At 73.1% G+C, this 21,357-nt stretch carries 16 protein-coding genes; 13 read left to right on the top strand and 3 right to left on the bottom strand.

From position 1 onward, the window contains the following. Positions 1-102 precede the first annotated feature (102 nt). The 4 genes from CBOVI_RS06270 to CBOVI_RS06255 all read left to right on the top strand — a co-directional run bounded on the left by CBOVI_RS06270 (position 103) and on the right by CBOVI_RS06255 (position 4,960). Entirely contained in the window at positions 103-1,419 is a 1,317-nt protein-coding gene (locus tag CBOVI_RS06270) for an acetyl-CoA C-acetyltransferase (RefSeq protein ID WP_010267387.1), read from the top strand. 153 nt (positions 1,420-1,572) lie between these two features. Next, positions 1,573-2,163, top strand: a complete 591-nt coding sequence (gene coaE / locus CBOVI_RS06265; protein WP_010267385.1) for a dephospho-CoA kinase — start codon at positions 1,573-1,575, stop codon at positions 2,161-2,163. A 73-nt stretch (positions 2,164-2,236) separates the two neighbouring features. Further along, positions 2,237-4,375: an excinuclease ABC subunit UvrB gene (gene uvrB, locus CBOVI_RS06260; RefSeq protein WP_010267383.1), complete on the top strand. Its 2,139-nt coding sequence runs from the start codon at positions 2,237-2,239 to the stop codon at positions 4,373-4,375. 141 nt (positions 4,376-4,516) lie between these two features. After that, complete coding sequence (locus CBOVI_RS06255; protein ID WP_029157811.1) at positions 4,517-4,960, top strand: universal stress protein; 444 nt, start codon at positions 4,517-4,519, stop codon at positions 4,958-4,960. A gap of 3 nt (positions 4,961-4,963) precedes the next feature. Here the strand turns inward: CBOVI_RS06255 and CBOVI_RS06250 are convergent, their stop codons facing one another. From CBOVI_RS06250 to CBOVI_RS06240, 3 genes are all read right to left on the bottom strand, one after another. Continuing rightward, positions 4,964-7,447 (bottom strand): HelD family protein, encoded by a 2,484-nt coding sequence (locus tag CBOVI_RS06250; RefSeq protein ID WP_125187465.1) that lies wholly within the window; start codon positions 7,445-7,447, stop codon positions 4,964-4,966. After that, positions 7,447-8,217, bottom strand: a complete 771-nt coding sequence (locus tag CBOVI_RS06245; protein WP_029157913.1) for a DoxX family protein — start codon at positions 8,215-8,217, stop codon at positions 7,447-7,449. Before CBOVI_RS06245 ends, CBOVI_RS06250 begins: the two co-directional genes overlap by 1 nt. A 226-nt stretch (positions 8,218-8,443) precedes the next feature. Beyond that, complete coding sequence (locus CBOVI_RS06240; RefSeq protein ID WP_125185947.1) at positions 8,444-9,298, bottom strand: MBL fold metallo-hydrolase; 855 nt, start codon at positions 9,296-9,298, stop codon at positions 8,444-8,446. A gap of 283 nt (positions 9,299-9,581) precedes the next feature. Here CBOVI_RS06240 and uvrA point away from each other — a divergent pair, with 283 nt between their 5' ends. From uvrA to argC, 9 genes are all read left to right on the top strand, one after another. Then, complete coding sequence (gene uvrA, locus CBOVI_RS06235) at positions 9,582-12,434, top strand: excinuclease ABC subunit UvrA (RefSeq protein WP_010274424.1); 2,853 nt, start codon at positions 9,582-9,584, stop codon at positions 12,432-12,434. Positions 12,435-12,779: 345 nt separating this feature from the next. Then, positions 12,780-13,301: a translation initiation factor IF-3 gene (infC, locus tag CBOVI_RS06230; protein ID WP_083826132.1), complete on the top strand. Its 522-nt coding sequence runs from the start codon at positions 12,780-12,782 to the stop codon at positions 13,299-13,301. Between the two features lie 38 nt (positions 13,302-13,339). Further along, complete coding sequence (gene rpmI, locus CBOVI_RS06225) at positions 13,340-13,534, top strand: 50S ribosomal protein L35 (RefSeq protein ID WP_010274418.1); 195 nt, start codon at positions 13,340-13,342, stop codon at positions 13,532-13,534. Positions 13,535-13,589: 55 nt separating this feature from the next. After that, positions 13,590-13,970: a 50S ribosomal protein L20 gene (gene rplT, locus CBOVI_RS06220; RefSeq protein ID WP_010274415.1), complete on the top strand. Its 381-nt coding sequence runs from the start codon at positions 13,590-13,592 to the stop codon at positions 13,968-13,970. Between the two features lie 134 nt (positions 13,971-14,104). Beyond that, complete coding sequence (locus CBOVI_RS06215; protein WP_010274411.1) at positions 14,105-15,097, top strand: TrmH family RNA methyltransferase; 993 nt, start codon at positions 14,105-14,107, stop codon at positions 15,095-15,097. A 147-nt stretch (positions 15,098-15,244) separates the two neighbouring features. Beyond that, complete coding sequence (pheS, locus tag CBOVI_RS06210) at positions 15,245-16,267, top strand: phenylalanine--tRNA ligase subunit alpha (protein ID WP_029158070.1); 1,023 nt, start codon at positions 15,245-15,247, stop codon at positions 16,265-16,267. A gap of 106 nt (positions 16,268-16,373) precedes the next feature. Next, positions 16,374-18,938: a phenylalanine--tRNA ligase subunit beta gene (gene pheT, locus CBOVI_RS06205; protein ID WP_010274405.1), complete on the top strand. Its 2,565-nt coding sequence runs from the start codon at positions 16,374-16,376 to the stop codon at positions 18,936-18,938. A gap of 281 nt (positions 18,939-19,219) precedes the next feature. Continuing rightward, a complete protein-coding gene (locus CBOVI_RS06200; protein WP_010274402.1) occupies positions 19,220-20,257 on the top strand; it encodes a hypothetical protein in 1,038 nt (345 codons plus the stop codon). Positions 20,258-20,334: 77 nt separating this feature from the next. Beyond that, positions 20,335-21,354 carry an N-acetyl-gamma-glutamyl-phosphate reductase gene (gene argC / locus CBOVI_RS06195; protein ID WP_010274401.1) on the top strand — a complete coding sequence of 340 codons (1,020 nt, stop codon included), beginning with the start codon at positions 20,335-20,337 and terminating at the stop codon, positions 21,352-21,354. The last annotated feature ends 3 nt before the right edge of the window (positions 21,355-21,357 follow it).

Below are 21,357 nucleotides of genomic sequence, written 5' to 3'. Positions count from 1 at the left end.
CGGGCCCGGGGTGAGATACACTCAGCCGGGAGACGGACTGTACCGGATGCGACACCGGCAGCGCCGGACCGATTGACAACGACGATGGAGTGACTTTTCACCATGACCACAGATTCCCCGCGCAAGGTCGCCATTCTCGGCGGTAACCGCATTCCCTTCGCCCGCTCCAACAAGGAGTACGCGGACGCCTCGAACCAGGACATGCTGACCGCCGCGATCAACGGCCTCGTGGCGCGGTACGGCCTGCAGAACGAGCGACTCGGCATGGTCGCCGCGGGCGCGGTGCTGAAGCACGCCCGTGACTTCAACCTCACGCGTGAGTGCGTCCTGGGGTCCGCCCTCGCCTCGACGACGCCCGCCGTCGACATCCAGCACGCCTGTGGTACGGGCCTCACGGCCGCGGTGACCGTCGCGGACGCGATCCGCCTCGGCCGCTTCGAGGCCGGTGTCGCCGGTGGTGTCGACACGACGTCGGACGCCCCGCTCGCCGTCGGCGACGACCTCCGCAAGACCCTCATCAAGGTCAACGCCGCGAAGACGACCGCCGACCGGCTCAAGCTGCTCGGCAGCATCCGCCCGAGCCAGTTCGCCCCGGAGCAGCCGAAGAACGGCGAGCCCCGCACGGGCCTGTCGATGGGTGACCACGCCGCCATCACCGCCCGTGAGATGGGCATCACCCGCGCCGACCAGGACGAGCTCGCCGCCGAGTCGCACCGGAAGCTCGCCGCCGCCTACGAGGAGGGCTTCTTCGACGACCTCGTCACGCCGTTCCTCGGCGTGCAGCGCGACACGAACCTCCGCCCCGACTCCTCCGCCGAGAAGCTCGCGAAGCTCCGCCCGGTCTTCGGCAAGCGTGACGCCGAGGCCCACGGCACGGAGGCCACGATGACGGCCGGCAACTCCACGCCGCTCACCGACGGCGCGTCCGCCGTGCTCCTGTCCTCCGAGGAGTGGGCCGCCGAGCACAACCTGCCGGTCCGCGCGTACCTCGTCGACTCCGAGACCGCGGCCGTGGACTTCATCCACGACCACGGCGACCTCACCCCGGACGGGCTGCTCATGGCGCCGACGTACGCCGTGCCGCGACTCCTCGAGCGCAACGGCCTGACGCTCGGCGACTTCGACTTCTACGAGATCCACGAGGCCTTCGCCTCCCAGGTCCTCGCCACGCTCGCCGCGTGGGAGTCCGAGGAGTACTGCCGCGAGCGCCTCGGCCTCGACAAGCCGCTGGGCTCGATCGACCGCGCGAAGCTCAACGTCAAGGGCTCCTCGCTCGCGGCCGGCCACCCGTTCGCCGCGACCGGCGGCCGCATCATCGCGACCGCCGCGAAGCTGCTCGAGCAGAACGGCGGCGGGCGCGCGCTCGTCTCCATCTGCGCCGCCGGCGGCCAGGGCGTCACCGCGATCATCGAGCGCTGACCCCGCCCCGGGGCCCTCACCGGGCCTCCCGGGTCCCCCGTCCCGCCCCCGCCGCGGGCACCCCAGGTGCCGGCGCCGGGGGCGGACGTCTGTCCGGGCCCGGGGACACCGGGCCGCGGGGCCGGAGGGACGCCGGGCGGTAGACTGCCCACCATGCACATCATCGGACTGACCGGAGGGATCGGGTCGGGCAAGTCGACGGTCGCGGAGATGCTCGTCGCCCACGGGGCGCGGCTCGTCGACGCCGACCGTGTCGCCCGGGAGATCGTCGAACCGGGGGAGCCCGCCCTCGCGGAGCTCGCCCGGGAGTTCACCGGCATCCTCCGGCCGGACGGGAGCCTCGACCGCGCCGAGCTCGCCCGGCAGGCCTTCGCCACGCCGGAGGCGACGGCGCGCCTCAACGCCGTGACGCACCCCCGGATCCGGGAACGGACCCGCGCCCTGTTCGACCGCGCGCGGGACGACGGCGTCGCGGTGCTCGTCTACGACATGCCCCTGCTCATCGAGAACGGGGAGACCGGGAGCGTGGACACGGTGCTCGTCGTCGACGCCCCGGACGAGCTCCGCCTCCGCCGCCTCGTCGACGGCCGGGGTCTCGACGAGGCCGACGCCCGCGCCCGCATCCGGGCCCAGGTCGACCGGGAGACCCGCCTCGCCGCGGCCGACCGGGTGCTCGACAACTCCGGGACCCGGGAGGACCTCTCCCGGCAGGTCGACGCCTTCTGGGCGGACCTCGCCGACTGACCGCCACGGCCCCCGGGCGGCCCGGATCCGGCGGCCCGGCCGGGGGCGCCGGGGGGTGGGTAGACTCGCGGTCATGGCATTCGCAGCGGAGAGACCCGAACTGTCGTACTCGGAGTTCCGGCCCGTCGGTGACGTCGAGCGGAGCGACGCCGCCTTCGAGGTCGTCAGCGACTACGAGCCCGCCGGCGACCAGCCCGCCGCCATCGCCGAGCTCACCGAGCGGCTCAACCGGGGGGAGCGCGACGTCGTCCTCCTCGGCGCGACGGGCACGGGCAAGTCCGCGACCGCGGCGTGGCTCATCGAGAAGGTCCAGCGGCCGACCCTCGTCATGGCCCCGAACAAGACCCTCGCCGCACAGCTGGCGAACGAGCTGCGCAGTCTGCTGCCGAACAACGCCGTCGAGTACTTCGTGTCGTACTACGACTACTACCAACCGGAGGCGTACATCGCGCAGTCGGACACCTACATCGAGAAGGACTCCTCGATCAACGAGGACGTCGAACGTCTGCGCCACTCGGCGACGTCGAACCTGCTGTCCCGCCGCGACGTCGTCGTCGTCAGTTCCGTGTCGTGCATCTACGGCCTCGGCACCCCGCAGTCCTACCTCGACCGGTCGGTCGTCCTCCGGGTCGGGGAGGAGATCGAGCGGGACCGCTTCCTCCGCCTGCTCGTCGACATCCAGTACGCCCGCAACGACGTCGCCTTCACGCGCGGCGCGTTCCGGGTGAAGGGGGACACCGTCGACATCATCCCCGCCTACGAGGAGCTCGCCGTGCGCGTGGAGTTCTTCGGCGACGAGATCGACTCGCTGTACTACATCCACCCGCTCACCGGCGACGTCGTGCGCGAGGTCGAGGAGCTGCGGATCTTCCCGGCGACCCACTACGTCGCCGGGCCCGAGCGGATGGAGAAGGCGATGGCCGGCATCCGCGCGGAACTCGACGAACGCCTCGCGGAGCTGGAGAACCGGGGCAAGCTGCTCGAGGCGCAGCGGCTGCGGATGCGCACCGAGTACGACCTCGAGATGATCCAGCAGGTCGGCTTCTGCTCCGGCATCGAGAACTACTCCCGGCACATCGACGGCCGCGCCCCGGGCTCGGCCCCCGCGACGCTCATCGACTACTTCCCGGAGGACTTCCTCACGATCATCGACGAGTCCCACGTCACGGTCCCGCAGATCGGCGGAATGTTCGAGGGCGACGTGTCCCGCAAGCGCAACCTCGTCGACTTCGGCTTCCGGCTCCCGTCGGCCCTCGACAACCGCCCCCTGACCTGGGAGGAGTTCGACGACCGCAAGGGGCAGTGCGTGTACATGTCGGCCACCCCGGGCGACTACGAGATGGCCGCGGCCCAGGGCGAGTTCGTCGAGCAGGTCATCCGCCCGACCGGGCTCGTCGACCCGCGGATCGAGGTCCGCCCGACGAAGGGGCAGATCGACGACCTCATCGAGCAGATCCGCCGCCGCACGGAGAAGGACGAGCGGGTGCTCGTGACGACGCTGACGAAGCGCATGGCCGAGGACCTCACCGACTACCTCGTCGAACACGGGGTGCGGGTCCGCTACATGCACTCCGACATCGACACGCTGCGCCGCGTCGAACTCCTCCGGCAGCTGCGCCTGGGGGAGTACGACGTCCTCGTCGGCATCAACCTCCTCCGCGAGGGCCTCGACCTGCCCGAGGTCTCCCTCGTCGCGATCCTCGACGCGGACAAGGAGGGCTTCCTCCGGTCGGAACGGTCGCTCATCCAGACCATCGGGCGCGCGGCCCGCAACGTCTCCGGCGAGGTCATCATGTACGCGGACCGGGTCACCGACTCGATGGCCCACGCGATGGAGGAGACCGAACGCCGCCGGGAGAAGCAGATCGCGTACAACGAGGCCCACGGCGTCGACCCGCAGCCGCTGCGGAAGAAGATCGCCGACATCCTCGACCAGGTGTACGAGAGCCGGGAGGAGGCCGGGGACGACGGCGACGGCGGCCGCGGGACCCCGGGTCTCCGGTCCGACGCCGCGCTTGCCCGGGGCCGCGAGGGCGCCGCCGAGGCGGCGGACGGCATGGCCCGCCCCGAGCTCGAGAAACTCATCGAGGACCTCACCTCCCAGATGCGCGAGGCCGCCGGGGAGCTGAAGTTCGAGCTCGCCGGCCGGCTGCGGGACGAGATCGCCGACCTGCGCAAGGAGCTGCGGGGGATGGTCGAGGCCGGGCTCTGAGCCGGGCCCGGGGGCCGTGGCACGGCGGGGCCGACCCGTCGGCGCGGTGCTACCCTCGGGTCCGGGCGCACTCCGCGGGCGCCCCTGCGCGTCCGCGTCGGGGGACGTGACACACGACCGGAAGGGATACGGAGACACCACATGGCCACTTACAGCACGATCGTCGTCGGCACGGACGGGTCGGAGTCCTCGCTGCTCGCGGTCAGGAGGGCCGCGGCGATGGCCTCGGCCTTCGGGGCCCGGCTGGTCATCGGCTGCGCCTACTACAAGGACTCGACGGAGGCCGTGCGCGCCGCCCGCGTCGACTCCCGCACCGTCGTCGGCGACGACCCGGCGCAGCAGAACCTCGACGTCGCGCGGGGCGTGGCCGAGGAGGAGGGCGTGACGGACATCGTCACGGAGATCACCGCCGGGTCGCCCGTCGACGCGCTCATGGCGATCGTCACCCGGCACGGCGCGGACCTGCTCGTCGTCGGCAACCGGGGGATCAACTCGCTCACCGGCCGGCTGCTCGGGTCCGTGCCGGCCGACGTCGCCCGCCAGTCGGACTGCGACGTCATGATCGTCCACACCGTCACGGCGTGACCGTCAGCCGGTCGTGACGCTCCACGGCAGGTCGCGGTCGTGGAGCACCGTGAGCCCCTGCGTCGCGCGCGTCACGGCCACGTAGACGTCGTTGAGCCCCTGGGGGGAGTCCTCGACGATCTCCGCCGGCTCGACGAGCACGACCTCGTCGAACTCCAGGCCCTTCGCCCCGGCGACGTCCGTGACGACGACCTCGGACGCCGCCCCGTCGGCGGGCCCCGCGCCGGCCCCGACACCCTCCGCCCGGAGCGCCGCGACCGTGCGGGGCGTGCCGATGACCCCCACGAGACCGTCCCCGGCGAGCTCCCGCGCCCGGGCGACGGCCGCCGCCGCGTCCGCCCGCGGGGCGGAGCGCACCCCGGTCCCCGTCCGCCGCAGCGCCGACGGGGCGGTCTGGCCGGGTGACACCCGGGCCAGGAGGTCGCCCGCGATCGCCGCGATGTCGCCGGGGGTCCGGTAGTTCACCGTGAGCTCGTGGAGCCGCCAGCGGTCGTCGACGAACGGGCCCAGGGTCTCCGCCCACGTCTCCACACCCGCCGGGTTGCCGGTCTGCGCCGGGTCGCCGACGACGGTCATCCACCGGTTCGGGGAGCGCCGGAAGATCATCCGCCACGCCATGACGGACAGCTCCTGGGCCTCGTCGACGATGACGTGGCCGTAGGCCCAGTCCCGGTCCGCCGCCGCCCGCTGGGCGGTCGTCCGGGTGTCCCGGACCTGCTGGCGGGCGGCGAGGGTCTCGGCGTCGATGACGTCGTAGGCCATGAGGATCTCGGCGTCCGTGCTGTCGTGGGCCATGTCGCGGCCGGACTCGTCGACGTCCTGCGACGCCGACCCGGCGAGGATGTCGAGGGCCTCCTGCGCCTCCGCGATGCGTTCCCGCCACGCCGCCTCCGCCCCGGCGTCCTCCTCCTCGCGGTCGGGGACGCCGAGGAGCACGGCGAGTTCGTCGAGGAGGGGGGCGTCCGCCTCCGTCCAGTCGTCCGGCGCCTCCGGCCGGCGCAGCGCGTCCCGCGTGAGGTCGTCGTACTCCGCCGCCGCGGCGTCGAGCAGCACCGGGTCGGAGTACAGGTCGGCGAGGAGCCCCTCGGGGGTGAGGGCGGGCCACAGGGCGTCGAGCTCGGCGGCCACCCCCGGGTCGTCGGCGAGGTCGGCGCGCAGCTCCTCCCGGTCGTGCGGGGTGAGCAGGTTCGGGCCCCCGAGCGGGTTCGCCCCGAGCGTCTCCGCGAGGGCCTCGGCCAGCTGGTCGAGCACCGTCTCCGTGAAGCGGGGCCGGGCGAGGTTGTGCGGGCGGCGGCTGCGGCGCGCGCGGGTCCGGGCGGTGCGGACCATCGCGGGGGTGAGCGTCACGGCGACGCCGTCGACCGAGAGCTCGACCGGGGCGTCGGGCACCGTCTGGCGGGCCGCGACGGCGCGGCCGAGGATGTGCACCATCTCGCCCGAGCCCTTGACCTCCTGGGCCGTGAGGCTCTCGTCCGACAGCGGTCGCGTGGTGAGCCCGGGCAGCAGCGTCCCCGGCGTCGCGAGGACGACCCCGGTCTCGCCGAGGGAGGGCAGCACCTGGGAGATGTAGCTGAGGAACCGCGGGCTCGGCCCGATGATGAGCACGCCCTGCGTCTCCAGCTGCCGCCGCCACGTGTAGAGCAGGTAGGCGGTGCGGTGGAGGGCCACCGCCGTCTTCCCGGTGCCCGGGCCGCCCTGGACGACGGTGACGCCCCGGTGGTCCTCCCGGATGATGAGGTCCTGTTCGGCGGCGATGGTGTCGACGATGTCGGTCATGTGGAGGGTCCGCGCGCGCGTCACGGCGTCGAGGAGGGCCTCCTCGCGCGCGACGGCGCCGCGGTGACGGGCGGCGTCGGCCGGGTCCGCGGGGCCGGCGGGGGAGCCGTCGCCCCCGCCGAGGCGTTCGTCGAACACCCCGGTGACCGTGCGGCCCCGGGTCCGGATGTGGCGGCGGGTGTGGACGCCGTCGGGGCGGAGCGTCGTCGCGAGGTAGAACGGCCGGGCCATCGGGGCGCGCCAGTCCATGAGGAGGGTGCGCATCTCGTCGTCGTCGGTGTGGAGGCCGATGCGCCCGATGTAGCGGCGGTCCCGGTCCGGGTGGCCGGGGACGGGGTTCTCCGGGTCCTCGTCGTCGACGTCGATCCGGCCGAAGAACAGGCCGATCTCGGCGGCGGAGTACTCGTCCAGCCGCCGGGAGATCTCGTGGTACTCGTGGTCCCGTTCGAGGAGGGCCTGCGGGTGGTCGATGTCGGCGGTCCGACGCTGCACCTCGCCGAGGCGACGGGTGAGCCGGTCCCGGGCGGCGTCGACGTGCGCGAGGAGCATCGTCAGGTGCTCCTGCTCGCGGGCGACGGCGGGGTCGGGGGTGTCGGTGGCGTCCGGGGCGGCGGTGGCGTCGGGGCCCGGGGTCGGGGACGACGGAAACGCCCCGGCGGGCTGGCCGGGGCGCGGTGGGTGTCCGTCGTGGTGACGGTCGGTGGGCGGCATCAGGAGGGGAGCAGCCCGGCCTTACGGGCCTTCTTGGCCTGCTTCTTCGCCTGCTTCTCCGCCTTCTTGCGGGCCTGCGCGGCCTGCTTCCGGGCCGTGCGCCCGACCTTCTCCACGGTCTCGCGCCACTCGTCGGAGTGGTCGTCGACGTAGTCGCTCACGGTGCCGGCGAGGTCGGAGGCGCGGGACTGGACGGTCTCGGCGGCCTGCTCCCCGAGGTCACGGGCGCGGCCGAGGACGTCCTGCGCCTGCTCCTGGACGTTCTGCCGGAACTGCTCCTGCTCGCTCTGCCCCGGGAGGGCGTCCTGGACCTTCTTCGAGACCTGCTGGCCCGCCTTCTCGGCGCGCCACCGCAGCCCGGGGGCCCCGGCGGTGTCGGCGGAGGTGATGGCGAGGCCGCCGAGGAGGGCGAGGTCGGTGACGAGGCCCTTCTTGCGGGAGTCCTTCTCGCGGGCGTCGTCCGTCGCCCAGAAGGCGTGGCGGGTGACGGCCGTCGGGATCTGGATGAGGGTCAGCACCGTCGCCGCGAGGCGGGGCGCCTTGCCGAGGCCGAGGAGGGTGGCGGCGGTGACCTTCGTCGTCGCCGTGACGCGGACGGCCTGCTCCGGGTCGCGGGGCAGGAAGCCGGCGACGGCGGACGGGAGGACACCGTGCAGCACCTTCGTCGTCTTCGCGGCGCCGTCCGTGTACTGCTTGCTGTCCAGCAGCATCTGGACGCCGTCGACGGCGAAGGCGGAGGCGAGCAGCGGGCGGGCGAGCTTGCGGATCATGGTGCGGTGCTCCTGTTCGTGGCGGGTCTGTTCGTGCCGGTGCGTGCCGGCGCGGTCCGGTGCGTGCCGGTCCGCTCCGGGCCGGTCGCGGCTGCCGGGCGCGCCGTCGGGGCGCGACCGCCGGTCACGCCTGCCGGCACGGCTCGTGGCCCGGTGGGCGCACGGTCTGCGGTCCGACTTTACCGGAACCGCGGGGGAGGCGGCGGGGGCACGGGACGCCGGGTGGTCACCAGCCCCGGGCGCGCCAGGCGTCGACCTGCGGCAGTTCGGTGCCGACGGTCGTGTCGTCGCCGTGCCCGGGGTGGACGCGGGTGTTCTGCGGCAGCACCCGGAGGATGCGCTGCTCGACGTCGTCGACGAGGGTGGTGAAGTCCTCCCCGCCGTCGGTATTGCCGACCCCGCCGGGGAAGAGGCTGTCGCCGGTGAAGACCCGGGTCGGGTCGGAGGGCAGGACGAGGGCGAGGCCGCCGGGGGTGTGGCCGCGCAGTTCGACGACCCGCATCCCCAGCGCGCGCAGCGAGGCGCCGGCGGCGCGGAGGTCCTCCGGCGTGCCGTCGTCGGTGCCGTAGGTCTCGTCCGCCGGGGCGGGCAGGGCCGCGGCGTCCCGGCGGGGGGCGTGGTGGCGGGCGCCCGTCGCGGCGAGGACGTCGCCGAGGGCGCGGACGTGGTCGGTGTGGCGGTGCGTCGTCACGACGTCGGTGACGGTCACCCCCAGTGTCCGGGCGAGGGCGAGGAGGTGGTCGGCGTCGTCCGCGGCGTCGACGAGCAGCGCCTCGGCCGGGGTCCCGTCCCCGGCCCCGTCGCCGGTCCCGTTCCCGGCACCGTCGCCGGCCCGCCGGGTGTCACCGGGGACGACGAGGTAGCAGTTGTTGTCCATGTCACCGACGGTGGTCTTCACCACCGTGACGGTGCCCGCCGGGCCGTCGGGCCCGGAGCCGCGGACCGTGGTCGTCACGCGCTGGGTCTGCCGGGGGGTCGACAACGTCGTGAACTCCGGGACGTCCTCGACGGTGACCGGTCCGGCGCCGCCGGCGGGGGCGTCGGTCCGGTCCGTGCGCTGTGCCGTGTCTGAGCTGTCCATGGCCGCCACCCTACGTGCCGGGCGCCGGGCGGAACAGGGGTCCCCGGACCCCGCGGGGGCGTCGGGCGACCGGCCGCGGCGCCGGCGCGCGGGGGCCGGCGGGGGCCATGCGAACACATATGCGAGAGCGGGCGACCGTGACGTACGATGGTCGCCTGTGCACGGCACGCAGGGACCGCACGGACCGGCCGGGGCGCACCGGGTGACGTCGGGGATGCCCCGCGGCCCGGGGACGACCCGGGACGGTCCGGGAACGCACGCAGCATGACGGGAGAAGATGGACGTGGCCGATACGCTGATTGTCCGGGGGGCACGCGAGCACAACCTCAAGGGGATCGACGTCGACGTCCCCCGGGACACGATGACGGTGTTCACGGGGTTGTCGGGCTCGGGGAAGTCGTCGCTGGCCTTCGACACGATCTTCGCGGAGGGGCAGCGTCGGTACGTCGAGTCGCTGTCGTCGTACGCGCGCCAGTTCCTCGGCCAGATGGACAAGCCCGACGTCGACCTCATCGAGGGGCTCTCGCCGGCCGTGTCGATCGACCAGAAGTCGACGAACCGCAACCCGCGGTCGACCGTCGGCACCATCACCGAGATCTACGACTACCTCCGGCTGCTCTTCGCTCGCACCGGCACCGCGCACTGCCCCGAGTGCGGTGAGCCGATCCGCCGGCAGACCCCGCAGCAGATCGTCGACCAGATCCTCGAGATGGACGAGGGGCTGAAGTTCCAGGTGCTCGCGCCCGTCGTCCGGACCCGGAAGGGGGAGTTCGTCGACCTGTTCGAGGACCTCGCGGCCCAGGGCTACAGCCGCGTGCGGGTCGACGGCACCGTCCACCGGCTCACCGACCCGCCCGAGCTGGAGAAGCAGGTCAAGCACGACATCGACGTCGTCGTCGACCGGCTCCAGGTCAAGGCGTCGCAGCGGCAGCGCATCACGGAGTCGGTGGAGACGGCGCTGTCCCTCGCGGACGGGGTCGTGGTCGTCGACGCCGTGGGGCTCGACGACGACGCGCCGGACCGGGTCCGCCGGTTCTCCGAGAAGATGGCCTGCCCGAACGGGCACGCCCTGGCCATCGACGAGCTGGAACCGCGGTCGTTCTCCTTCAACAGCCCGTACGGGGCGTGCCCGTCGTGCGACGGCCTGGGCACCCGCCTCGAGGTCGACGAGGCGCTCGTCATCCCGGACGACGAGGCCCGGCTCGTCAACGCCGTCGCCCCGTGGAACTCGAGCCCGAACCGGGGCTACTTCGAGAAGCTGCTCGTCGCTCTCGCGGACGCCCTCGGGATCGCGCCGACGACCCGGTGGGAGCAGCTCACCGCGGCCCAGCGGAAGGCGGTCCTCCACGGGCACCCGGAGACGCTGTCCGTGCGCTACCGCAACCGCTACGGCCGGACCCGGCAGTACAACGCGCCCTTCGAGGGCGTCATGCCCTACCTCCACCGCAAGCTCGACCAGTCGGAGTCCGACCACCAGAAGGACCGGCTGCTCGGCTACATGCGCGAGGTGCCGTGCCCCGCGTGCGGCGGGACGCGCCTGCGCCCGGAGATCCTCAGCGTGACGGTGTCCTCGCCGCTGGGGGAGGCCTCGATCGCCGACGTCTCCGCGATGAGCGTCGACCGGGCGCGCGAGTACCTCGACGCGCTGACCCTCGGCGAACGTGAGCAGATGATCGCCGGCCGCGTGCTCAAGGAGATCCAGGCCCGGCTGACGTTCCTCAACGACGTCGGGCTGAGCTACCTGTCCCTGTCCCGGGCCGCCGGGACGCTCTCCGGCGGGGAGGCGCAGCGGATCCGGCTCGCGACGCAGATCGGCTCCGGTCTCGCCGGGGTCCTCTACGTGCTCGACGAGCCCTCCATCGGGCTGCACCAGCGCGACAACCACCGCCTCATCGCGACGCTCGAGCGGCTCCGCGACCTCGGCAACACCCTCATCGTCGTCGAGCACGACGAGGACACGATCCGCCGGGCGGACTGGCTCATCGACATCGGTCCCCGGGCCGGGGAGTACGGCGGCACCGTCGTCTACCAGGGCACCCCCGACGGCGTCGAGGCCGTCGAGGAGTCGTTGACCGGGGCGTACCTGTCCGGCCGGCGGGTGCTCGCCGTCCCGGACGAGCGCCGGCCCGTGGACCGGTCCCGGGTGGTCACGGTCAAGGGGGCGACGGAGAACAACCTCCGCGGCGTCGACGTCAGCGTCCCGCTGGGCGTCCTCACGTGCGTTACCGGCGTCTCCGGGTCGGGGAAGTCCTCCCTGGTCAACGGCATCCTGGCCCGGGTCATGGCGAACGAGCTCAACGGTGCACGGACCGTGCCGGGGCACCACCGGCGGGTGACGGGGCTCGACCAGCTCGACAAGCTCGTCCAGGTCGACCAGTCGCCGATCGGCCGGACCCCCCGGTCGAACCCGGCGACGTACACGGGCGTCTTCGACAAGATCCGGTCGCTCTTCGCCGAGACCCCCGAGGCGAAGGTGCGCGGGTACAAGGCCGGCCGGTTCAGCTTCAACGTCAAGGGCGGCCGGTGTGAGGCCTGCCGCGGGGACGGGACGCTGAAGATCGAGATGAACTTCCTGCCGGACGTGTACGTCCCCTGCGAGGTGTGCCACGGTGCCCGGTACAACCGGGAGACCCTCGAGGTGCACTACAAGGGGAAGAACATCGCCGAGGTGCTCGACATGCCCATCAGCGAGGCCGCGGAGTTCTTCGCCCCGGTGACGTCGATCGCCCGGTACCTCGACACCCTCGTCGAGGTCGGGCTCGGGTACGTGCGCCTGGGCCAGGCGGCGACGACGCTCTCGGGCGGCGAGGCCCAGCGGGTGAAGCTGGCCAGTGAGCTCCAGAAGCGGTCGAACGGCCGGACGATCTACATTCTCGACGAGCCCACCACGGGCCTGCACTTCGAGGACATCCGGAAGCTGATGCTGGTCATCCAGGGGCTCGTGGACAAGGGGAACACCGTCCTCGTCATCGAGCACAACCTCGACGTCATCAAGGCGGCGGACTGGGTCATCGACATGGGCCCGGAGGGTGGCGCCGGGGGCGGGACCGTCGTCGCCGAGGGCACCCCGGAGGACGTCGCCCGGACGGAGGGCTCCTACACCGGCGAGTACCTGCGCGAGCTGCTCGACGTGTGACCGGAGGGGTTTTGGTCGGCGGGCCGGCGTGTGGTACCGTTCAGTCACTACCGTCTGTTGCCGGTCCACCGGCACAGACTGCAAGTGGAGTTTCCTCCCACCTGAGACCGCCGGCCACCGGTAGGGCTCGGGTCCGTCACGACGGCTGACATGCCGGCGGCACCGGTGCGACCCGTGAGGGTCGACGGGCCCGCCCGCTCAGCCGTGGGGCGCGTGAGGGGGGAGACACGCGCGAGGACGATCATCGTCCCGGGGCCCCGTCGAGCGGTCCCGGGGGGACGGGTCCGAGGCGTTCACCTGCAGTCAGCGGTACACAGTCTCTACCACTGCTACTGAGGAGTTCACATTAGCGCTGAAGCTCGCATCAACGACCGAATTCGAGTCCCTGAGGTCCGACTCGTCGGTCCCGGAGGCGAACAGGTCGGCATCGTCCGCATCGACGATGCTCGGAAGCTTGCCTATGACGCGGACCTCGATCTGGTCGAGGTCGCACCGAACGCCAAGCCGCCCGTGTGCAAGATCATGGATTACGGCAAGTTCAAGTACGAGCAGGCCCAGAAGGCCCGGGAGTCTCGGAAGAACCAGCAGCAGACCGTGGTGAAGGAGCAGAAGTTCCGTCCCAAGATCGACGACCACGACTACGAGACCAAGAAGGGTAACGTCGTCCGGTTCCTCGAGAAGGGTTCCAAGGTCAAGGTCACCATCATGTTCCGCGGTCGCGAGCAGTCGCGTCCCGAGCTCGGTTTCCGCCTCCTGGAGCGTCTGGCGAACGACGTCGCGGAGTACGGCGTCGTCGAGACCCGTGCCAAGCAGGACGGACGAAACATGACGATGGTGCTGGGACCGGTCCGCAAGGGCAAGAAGTAGAGTTCCCCGCCCCACATCAACCGCAGAAGGATGGATCGATGAAGCAGAAGACCCACAAGGGCACCGCCAAGCGCATCAAGGTCACCGGCTCCGGCCGTCTCCGTCGCGAGCAGGCGAACCGCCGTCACCTGCTCGAGGGCAAGCCCTCCACGCGCACCCGCCGCCTCAAGGGGACGAAGGACGTCGCCCCCGCCGACGTCAAGCGCGTCAAGCGTCTCCTGGGCAAGGCCTGACCGCACGCCCGCTGATCACCCGACCATCACAGACTAGACAGAAGGACGTATCACCGTGGCACGTGTCAAGCGCTCAGTGAACGCGAAGAAGAAGCGTCGCGAAGTTCTCAACTCCGCGAAGGGCTACCGGGGCCAGCGCTCCCGCCTGTACCGCAAGGCCAAGGAGCAGATGCTCCACTCGAAGACCTACGAGTTCCGGGACCGCCGGGCACGCAAGGGCGAGTTCCGCAAGCTGTGGATCCAGCGCATCAACGCCGCCGCGCGGATGAACAACATGACCTACAACCGCCTCATCCAGGGTCTCCGCCTCGCGGAGATCGAGGTGGACCGGAAGAACCTCGCGGAGATCGCCGTCCGCGACCCGCAGGCGTTCACCGCCCTGTGCGAGGCCGCCCGCGCCGCCCTGCCGGAGGACGTCAACGCCCCGGCGAACTGACCCGCCGGTCCGACCCGGCCGCCGGGTCCCGTCGGCGACGCCCGACACCCCGGCCCCACCCCGCCCCGCCCCGGACACCGTCCGCGGCGGGGCGTCGTGTATCACGACCTCCGGCGGGGGATAGGCTGTCCGGTATGCCCGAGACCCCGCCGCAGCACCCAGACCCGTCCGTCAGCCCCGTCCCCGCGGCGGACTGGCGCCACCACCTCAACGACGAGCCCTTCACGGAACGCACCCCGCGGGTCGTCGCCGCGGCGAAACTCCACCGGGCGTCCGCCCGGCGGAAGGCCGGACGGTTCATCGCCGAGGGGACCAACGCCGTCGGGTCGGCGCTCCGCCACGGCCGGGTCGTCGAGGTGTTCGTCTCCGCGGACGCGCTGGACCGGGAGTCCCCGTTCCTCGACGCGGCGGTCCCGCGGCAGCTCGAGGCGCGGGTCAGCGTCGTCACCCCCCGGGCCCTCCGGCAGATGAGCGAGTCGGTGACCCCGGCCGGGATCCTCGCGGTGTGTGACACCCAGCTCACCGACCTGGCGGCGGTGACGGCCCGGGGGCGGCTCGTGTGCGTGCCCGTCGAGACCTCCGAACCCGGCAACGCCGGCACCCTCGTCCGCGTCGCCGACGCGTGCGGGTGCGACGGCGTCGTCTTCGCCGGGGAGACGGTCGACCCGCAGGGCGGCAAGGCCGTCCGGGCGAGCGCCGGGTCCCTGTTCCACCTGCCCGTCGCGCGGGAGACGGGCGTCGCCGCCGTCGTCGACGCCCTCCACGGGGCGGGGTTCCTCGTCCTCGCCACCGCCATGGACGGCGACGTCCGGCTCGACCACGCGGCCGACGAGGTCCTCCGCTGGGCCGACGCCGGGGCGGAGGGGGAGCCGCCGATGCTCGCCCAACCCACCGCCTGGCTGTTCGGCAATGAGGCGCACGGCCTCGGCGCGTGGAGTGACCTCGCCGACGTCCGCGTGAGTGTCCCGATGTACGGCCGGGCCGAGTCGCTCAACCTCGCGACCGCGGCGTCGGTGTGCCTGTACGAGTCCGCGCGGGCGCTCGGGCGGGTGCCCGGTGCGGGATCGGGGCCGGGGTCCGTCCCGGGCACGGGGACGGGCACGGGGACGCGGCCGGGGGCGTTGTAGACTGTCCGTCGGTACTGTCCCCATCCGCCGGTCTGGCCGGCGCAGACGACGTGAGGTGCGAAAGTGTCAGACGGCGACGATTCCGTGACCGGGTCCGAGGCAGGTTCCGGGTCCGCGACGACCCCGACCGGAGGTGGGGCCCCGGACATGACCGCCGCCGGCCTCGACGCCGCCGCCGACGCGGCACTCGCGGCGTTCGCCGCGGCCGGTGACCTCGACGCCCTCGCCGTCGCGCGGCGCGCGCACCTCGGGGACGACGCCCCCATCCCGGCGGCCCGGCGGGCCCTCGGGTCGCTGCCGAAGGACGAGCGCAAGGACGCCGGACGCCGGGTGAACACCGCCCGCGGACGGGTGGAGAAGGCCTTCGCCGAGCGCCGCGCGGTGCTCGAGGAGGAGCGGAACGCACGGGTCCTCGAGTCCGAGCGGATCGACGTCACCCTCCCGACGACGCGCGGGCAGCGCGGCGGCCAGCACCCGATCACGATCCTCTCCGAGCAGATCGCGGACATCTTCGTCGGCATGGGCTGGGAGATCGCCGAGGGCCCTGAGATCGAGGCGGAGTACTTCAACTTCGACGCCCTCAACTTCATCCCGGACCACCCGGCCCGCACCCTCCAGGACACCTTCCACGTCGCCCCGGAGGGGTCCCGGCAGGTGCTGCGCACGCACACCTCGCCGGTCCAGATGCGGACGCTGCTGTCCCGGGACCTGCCGGTGTACATCGCGTGCCCGGGCCGGGTGTTCCGCACCGACGAGCTCGACGCCACCCACACCCCGGTGTTCCACCAGGTCGAGGGGCTCGCCGTCGACCGGGGGCTGACGATGGCCCACCTCAAGGGCACCCTCGACCACCTCGCGACGACGCTCTTCGGCGAGGGCGCGGTGACGCGGATGCGCCCGAACTACTTCCCGTTCACCGAGCCGAGCGCGGAGGTCGACGTCTGGTTCCCCGACAAGAAGGGCGGGGCCGGCTGGATCGAGTGGGGCGGCTGCGGCATGGTCAACCCCAACGTCCTGACCGCCGCCGGCGTCGACCCGGACGAGTACTCCGGCTTCGCCTTCGGCATGGGTATCGAGCGCACCCTCCAGTTCCGCAACGGGCTGCCCGACATGCGTGACATGGTCGAGGGTGACGTCCGGTTCACCGCCCCGTTCGGCATCCGCGGCTGAGCCGCCGACCCGCCGCCGACCCGTCGCCCGCCACCCGCGCCGCACCCCCGCGGCGGCGCCGGTGCCCCTCTCCCGCCCCGTCGACCGATTGGAACCCTGACCCGTCATGCTGATCTCCCAGTCCTGGCTCACCCGGATCCTCCGCTCCGCCAACCCCTCCTTCGGCGTGGACGCCGCCGAGCTCGACACCGGCTTCGTCCGGGTCGGCTTCGAGACCGAGGGCTACGAGGCCGTCCCGGAGACGACGGGGCCGCTCGTCCTCGGCCGCGTCGACACGGTCGAGGAGCTCGAGGGCTTCAAGAAGCCCATCCGCTACTGCGGGGTCAACGTCGGCAGCGCCAACGGCACCGGCGACCTGCAGCACATCATCTGCGGTGCGCGGAACTTCCGGCAGGGCGACGTCGTCGTCGTGGCCCTGCCCGGGGCCGTGCTCCCCGGCCCGTTCGAGATCAGCGCGCGGAAGACCTACGGGCGGGTGTCCGAGGGGATGATGTGCTCCGCCGCGGAGCTGGGCCTCGCCCGCGCCCAGACGGCGGGGATCATCACGCTGCCGGACTCCCTCCTCGACGAGGCGGGGTACGCCCTCGGCGACGACGCCCGGCCGGTGGTCGGGCTCGACGACACCGTCTTCGACGTCAACGTCACGCCGGACCGCGGGTACGCGCTCTCCGCCCGGGGACTCGCCCGGGAGCTCGCGTCGTCCTTCGACCTCGTCTTCCGGGACCCGGCCGACGACCCCGTCGCCGCGGACCTCCCGACCGACCTGCTCGCGGGCCTGCCCGGGACCGACGGGCAGCTCCTCGACGTCACCGTCGACGCCGACACCGGGTGCTCCCGGTACGGCCTGCGGCGGGTCGAGGGGGTCGACCCGACCGCCGAGTCGCCGTTCTGGATGCAGCGTGAACTGCTGCTGTGCGGCCAGCGCCCGGTCAACGCCGCGACGGACGTGACGAACTACGTGATGTTCCTGCTCGGCCAGCCGATGCACGCCTTCGACGGCGACCGGATCACCGGGGGGCTGCGCGTCCACCGGGCGGAGGAGGGGAGCACGCTGACGACCCTCGACGGCGTCGAGCGGACCCTCTCCGCCGAGGACGTCGTCATCAGCGACGACGCGGGGATCCAGTCCCTCGCCGGGGTCATGGGCGGGTCGTCGTCCGAGATCGCCGACGACACGACGTCCGTGCTCTTCGAGGCGGCGCACTGGGACCAGATCACCGTCGCCCGGACGTGCCGGCGGCACCGGCTGTCCTCGGAGGCGTCGCGGCGGTTCGAGCGGGGCACGGACCCGGCGGTCGTCGAGGCGGCCCTCGACATCGCGGCGGCGCTGCTGTGCCGCATCGCCGGCGGGACCGTCGTCGAGGGCCGGACGCTCGTCGGCGACGTGCCGGCGATGCCGGTCATCGCGATGCACACGTCCCGCCCCGGGAAGGTCGCGGGGACGGTCTACCCGTCCGGGACGACAGTCTCGCGCCTCACCGAGGTCGGCTGCACCGTCCGCGAGACGGGGGAGCGCGACGCCGACGGGGCGAAGGCCCTGGAGGTCACCCCGCCGACGTGGCGCCCGGACCTCACGATGCCCGCGGACCTCGTCGAGGAGGTCCTGCGGCTCGAGGGGCTCGACGCCATCCCGGGGATCGTGCCGGTCGCCCCGGCCGGGCGGGGCCTCACCCCGCGGCAGCGGATGCGCCGGGCCGTGGGGCACGCCCTCGCGTGGGGCGGGTACCTCGAGGTGCTGCCGTCGCCGTTCATCCCGAACGACGTCTTCGACGTGTGGGGGCTCGACGCCGACGACCCGCGGCGGACCACCGTGTCCGTCCTCAACCCGCTCGAGAGTGACACGGCGCGCATCGGGACGACCCTGCTGCCGTCGATGATCGACGCGCTGCGCCGCAACGTCACCCGCGGGCTCCGGGACGTCGCCCTCTACGGTGTCGAGCAGGTCACCCAGCCGACGCAGGCCGAGCAGTGGTCGCCGATGCCGTCGGTCACCGGCCGGCCGTCGCCGGAGGAGATCCGGGAGCTGCTCGACTCGCTGCCCGCGCAGCCGTTGCACGTCGCGGTGCTCGCCGCGGGACGACGAGAGCTGCCGGGAACGTGGGGCCCCGGGTCGACCTTCGGCCCGGAGGACGCCCTCGAGGCCGCGCGGACCGTGGCCCGGGCCGCGGGCGTGGAGTTCACGTTCCGCTCGGCGGACCACCTCCCGTGGCACCCGGGGCGGTGCGCCGCGGTCGTGCTCGCCGGGACGGACACGGTCGTCGGCCACGCCGGGGAGCTCCACCCGCAGGTGTGTGAGCGGTCGGGGATCCCGGCGCGCAGCGTCGCCCTCGAGATCGACCTCGACGCCCTCGACCTCACGCCGACCTTCCCCCGGCCGCTGCTGTCCCCGTTCCCGCCGGTGCTCCAGGACGTCGCCCTCGTTCTCGACGAGACCGTCCCCGCCGCCGACGTCGAGGCGGTGCTCCGCGCGGGGGCGGGTGACCTGCTGGAGGACGTCCGGTTGTTCGACGTCTACCGCTCCGACGACCTCGGGGAGGGGCGGCGGTCGCTGACGTTCTCCCTGCGGTTCCGGGCGGCGGACCGGACGCTGACCGAGGACGAGGCCTCGGCGGCGCGGGAGGACGCGGTGGCGCGGGCCCGGGAGGAGCTCGGGGCCGAGCTGCGGTCCTGACCGGGCCGGGGGTGGGGGCGCCGCCCGGTCCGGGGCCCGGGGGGTCGCGTAGCATGAGGGCGTCGAACGTTCGGGCCGGGTGGGCACCGGTCCCCACGGGGCGTCCGGTCCCGCGGGGGGCAGCCGACCGTGACCGGTCCTGCGTCGGCGTGACATGCATACCGACGACAACGCCCCACGCGACCCCTGGTGGGGGCACCGCGTCCCACCGCCCGCGCCCCGTGCGCGGCGGTGTGACGCGGGGCCCGCACCGCGGGGGACGGTGGGCCAGGAGGACCTTCATGACCTACCCCCAGTTCCCCGGTGAGCCCGGCCCCGGTCACCCCCACGACGGCGGGCCACCGTCCGGCGGGTACGCCGCATACCCCGGTCAGCCGGCCCCGGGGACGCCGGAGGCCGCCGCGGCGCCGTTCGCCGTGCGGCGGCCGGGCGTCACGCTGTCGACGCTGTGGTCGTCGATGCGGTACTCCTTCGGCGGGGCGACGCCGTTGAAGGTCCTCGGGCTGCTCATCCTCGCGGCGCTGCCCTCGCTCATCGTGGCGGTCGTCGGGGTGGTCGCCGCCGTCGCGGCCTTCGGTGCCGCGGAGATCTCGGCGGACGGGGCGATCGACGGTGACGGGGTCGCCGCCGCCGTCGGCGTGGTCCTCCTCGTGCTCGTCGTCCTCGTCGTGGCGTCGGTGCTGTCGTCCGTCATGTCGGCCAACGTCATGGCCCGGATGAGTGAGCGCACGTTCGCGGTCCGGGGGATGACGTGGCTGCGCAACGGGTGGCGCATCATCGGCGGGGGGATCCTGGCCGCCATCCTCGTCGCGGTGGTCGGCGGGATCGCGATGCTCGTCCTCGGCCTCGTGGCGGTGGCCGTCCCCGGGCTGGAGTCGGACAACGGGCTGCTGTTCTCGCTGCTGTCGGTCGTCATCGTGGGGATCCCGTACGCGGTCGCCGCCTACGCGGTGAGCCTCGGCGCGATCCTCGCCGCGCACGGGCTCGGTCCGGTCGCGGCGCTGGGGACGAGCTGGCGGCTGGCCCGGTGGCACTGGAGGTCCTACGGGTTCTTCTTCGCCGCCGTCGCCGTGCTCGTCGCGCTCATCTCGCTGGTGTCCGCCCCGGAGATCTCGGGTGCGCTGGAGATCATCGTGGCGTTGACGTTCGGCCTGGCGCTCGTCATCGCCCAGCTGGCGCTCGTCGGCGTCTACCGGGGCACGGTCCCGCTCGTCGCGGAGACGCCCGTCGAGCCGGGGCAGCCCGTCGAGCCGGCTCAGCCGGGTGAGTCCGTCGACCCGGGCCAGCCGGGTCAGCCCGGTCAGCCGGGGGAGCGGTGACCCACCCGCGCCAGTGAATAATTCACACTTGCGCGCATAATTTGCAGATCCGGGCCGATCCGGGGCACAATGGGTGAATGTTGACCATCGCAGTAGCCGGCGCCAGCGGATACGCCGGCGGGGAGGCCCTCCGCCTCCTCCTCAACCACCCCGGACACGGGCGCGACTTCGAGATCGGCGCCCTCACCGGCGGATCGAACGCCGGCACGCGCGTCGGTGACCTCGTCCCGGCGCTGCCCGAGCTCGCCGGGCGGACCCTCGAGGAGACGACGCAGGAGCGGCTCGCGGAGCACGACGTCGTCATCCTCGCCCTCCCGCACGGCGTGTCCTCCTCCCTCGACCTGGGGGACGCGGTCGTCCTCGACTGCGGGGCCGACCACCGCCTGACCTCCGAGGCCGACTGGCGGGCGTACTACGGCGGCGAGCACCCCGGGGCCTGGCCGTACGGGATCCCGGAGATGCCCGGTCACCGGGAGGCCGTCGCGTCGTCGCGCGCGGTCGCGGTCCCCGGCTGCTTCCCGACGGGCGCGACGCTCGCGGCGATGCCGGGGGTCCTCGCGGGCCTCGTCGCCCCGCAGGTCTCCGTCGTCTCCGTCACCGGGGTGACCGGGGCCGGCCGGAGCCCGTCGGTGCCCCTGCTCGGGGGAGAGACGATGTCCTCCCTGCGGGCCTACAAGGTCGGCACCCACCGGCACACCCCGGAGATCCGGCAGAACCTGCGGGAACTCGTCCCCGGGGACCGGGCGGACACCGTCCACGTCACCTTCACCCCCGTCCTCGCCCCCCTGCCGCGGGGCATCCTCACGACCGTCACCGCGCCGGCGCGGGGTACGGCCCGGGACATCCGCCGGGCCTACGAGGACTTCTGCGCGGACGAGCCGTTCCTCCACCTGCTCCCCGAGGGGATGCAGCCGGAGACGAAGAACGTCCGCGGGTCGAACGCCGTGCACCTCCAGGTCGCGGTGACCGACGGGATGGTCGTCGCGACGAGCGCGATCGACAACCTCACCAAGGGCACCGCCGGGGCGGCGGTGCAGTGTCTCAACCTCATCCAGGGCTGGGACGAGACCGCGGGCCTGCCGCAGACAGGGGTGTGACCG

It is taken from the genome of Corynebacterium bovis DSM 20582 = CIP 54.80, from assembly GCF_030408615.1.
Lineage (GTDB): Bacteria > Actinomycetota > Actinomycetes > Mycobacteriales > Mycobacteriaceae > Corynebacterium > Corynebacterium bovis.
Note: the sequence above shows the minus strand (reverse complement) of the source record. Positions and strands in the feature narration are given on the sequence as shown.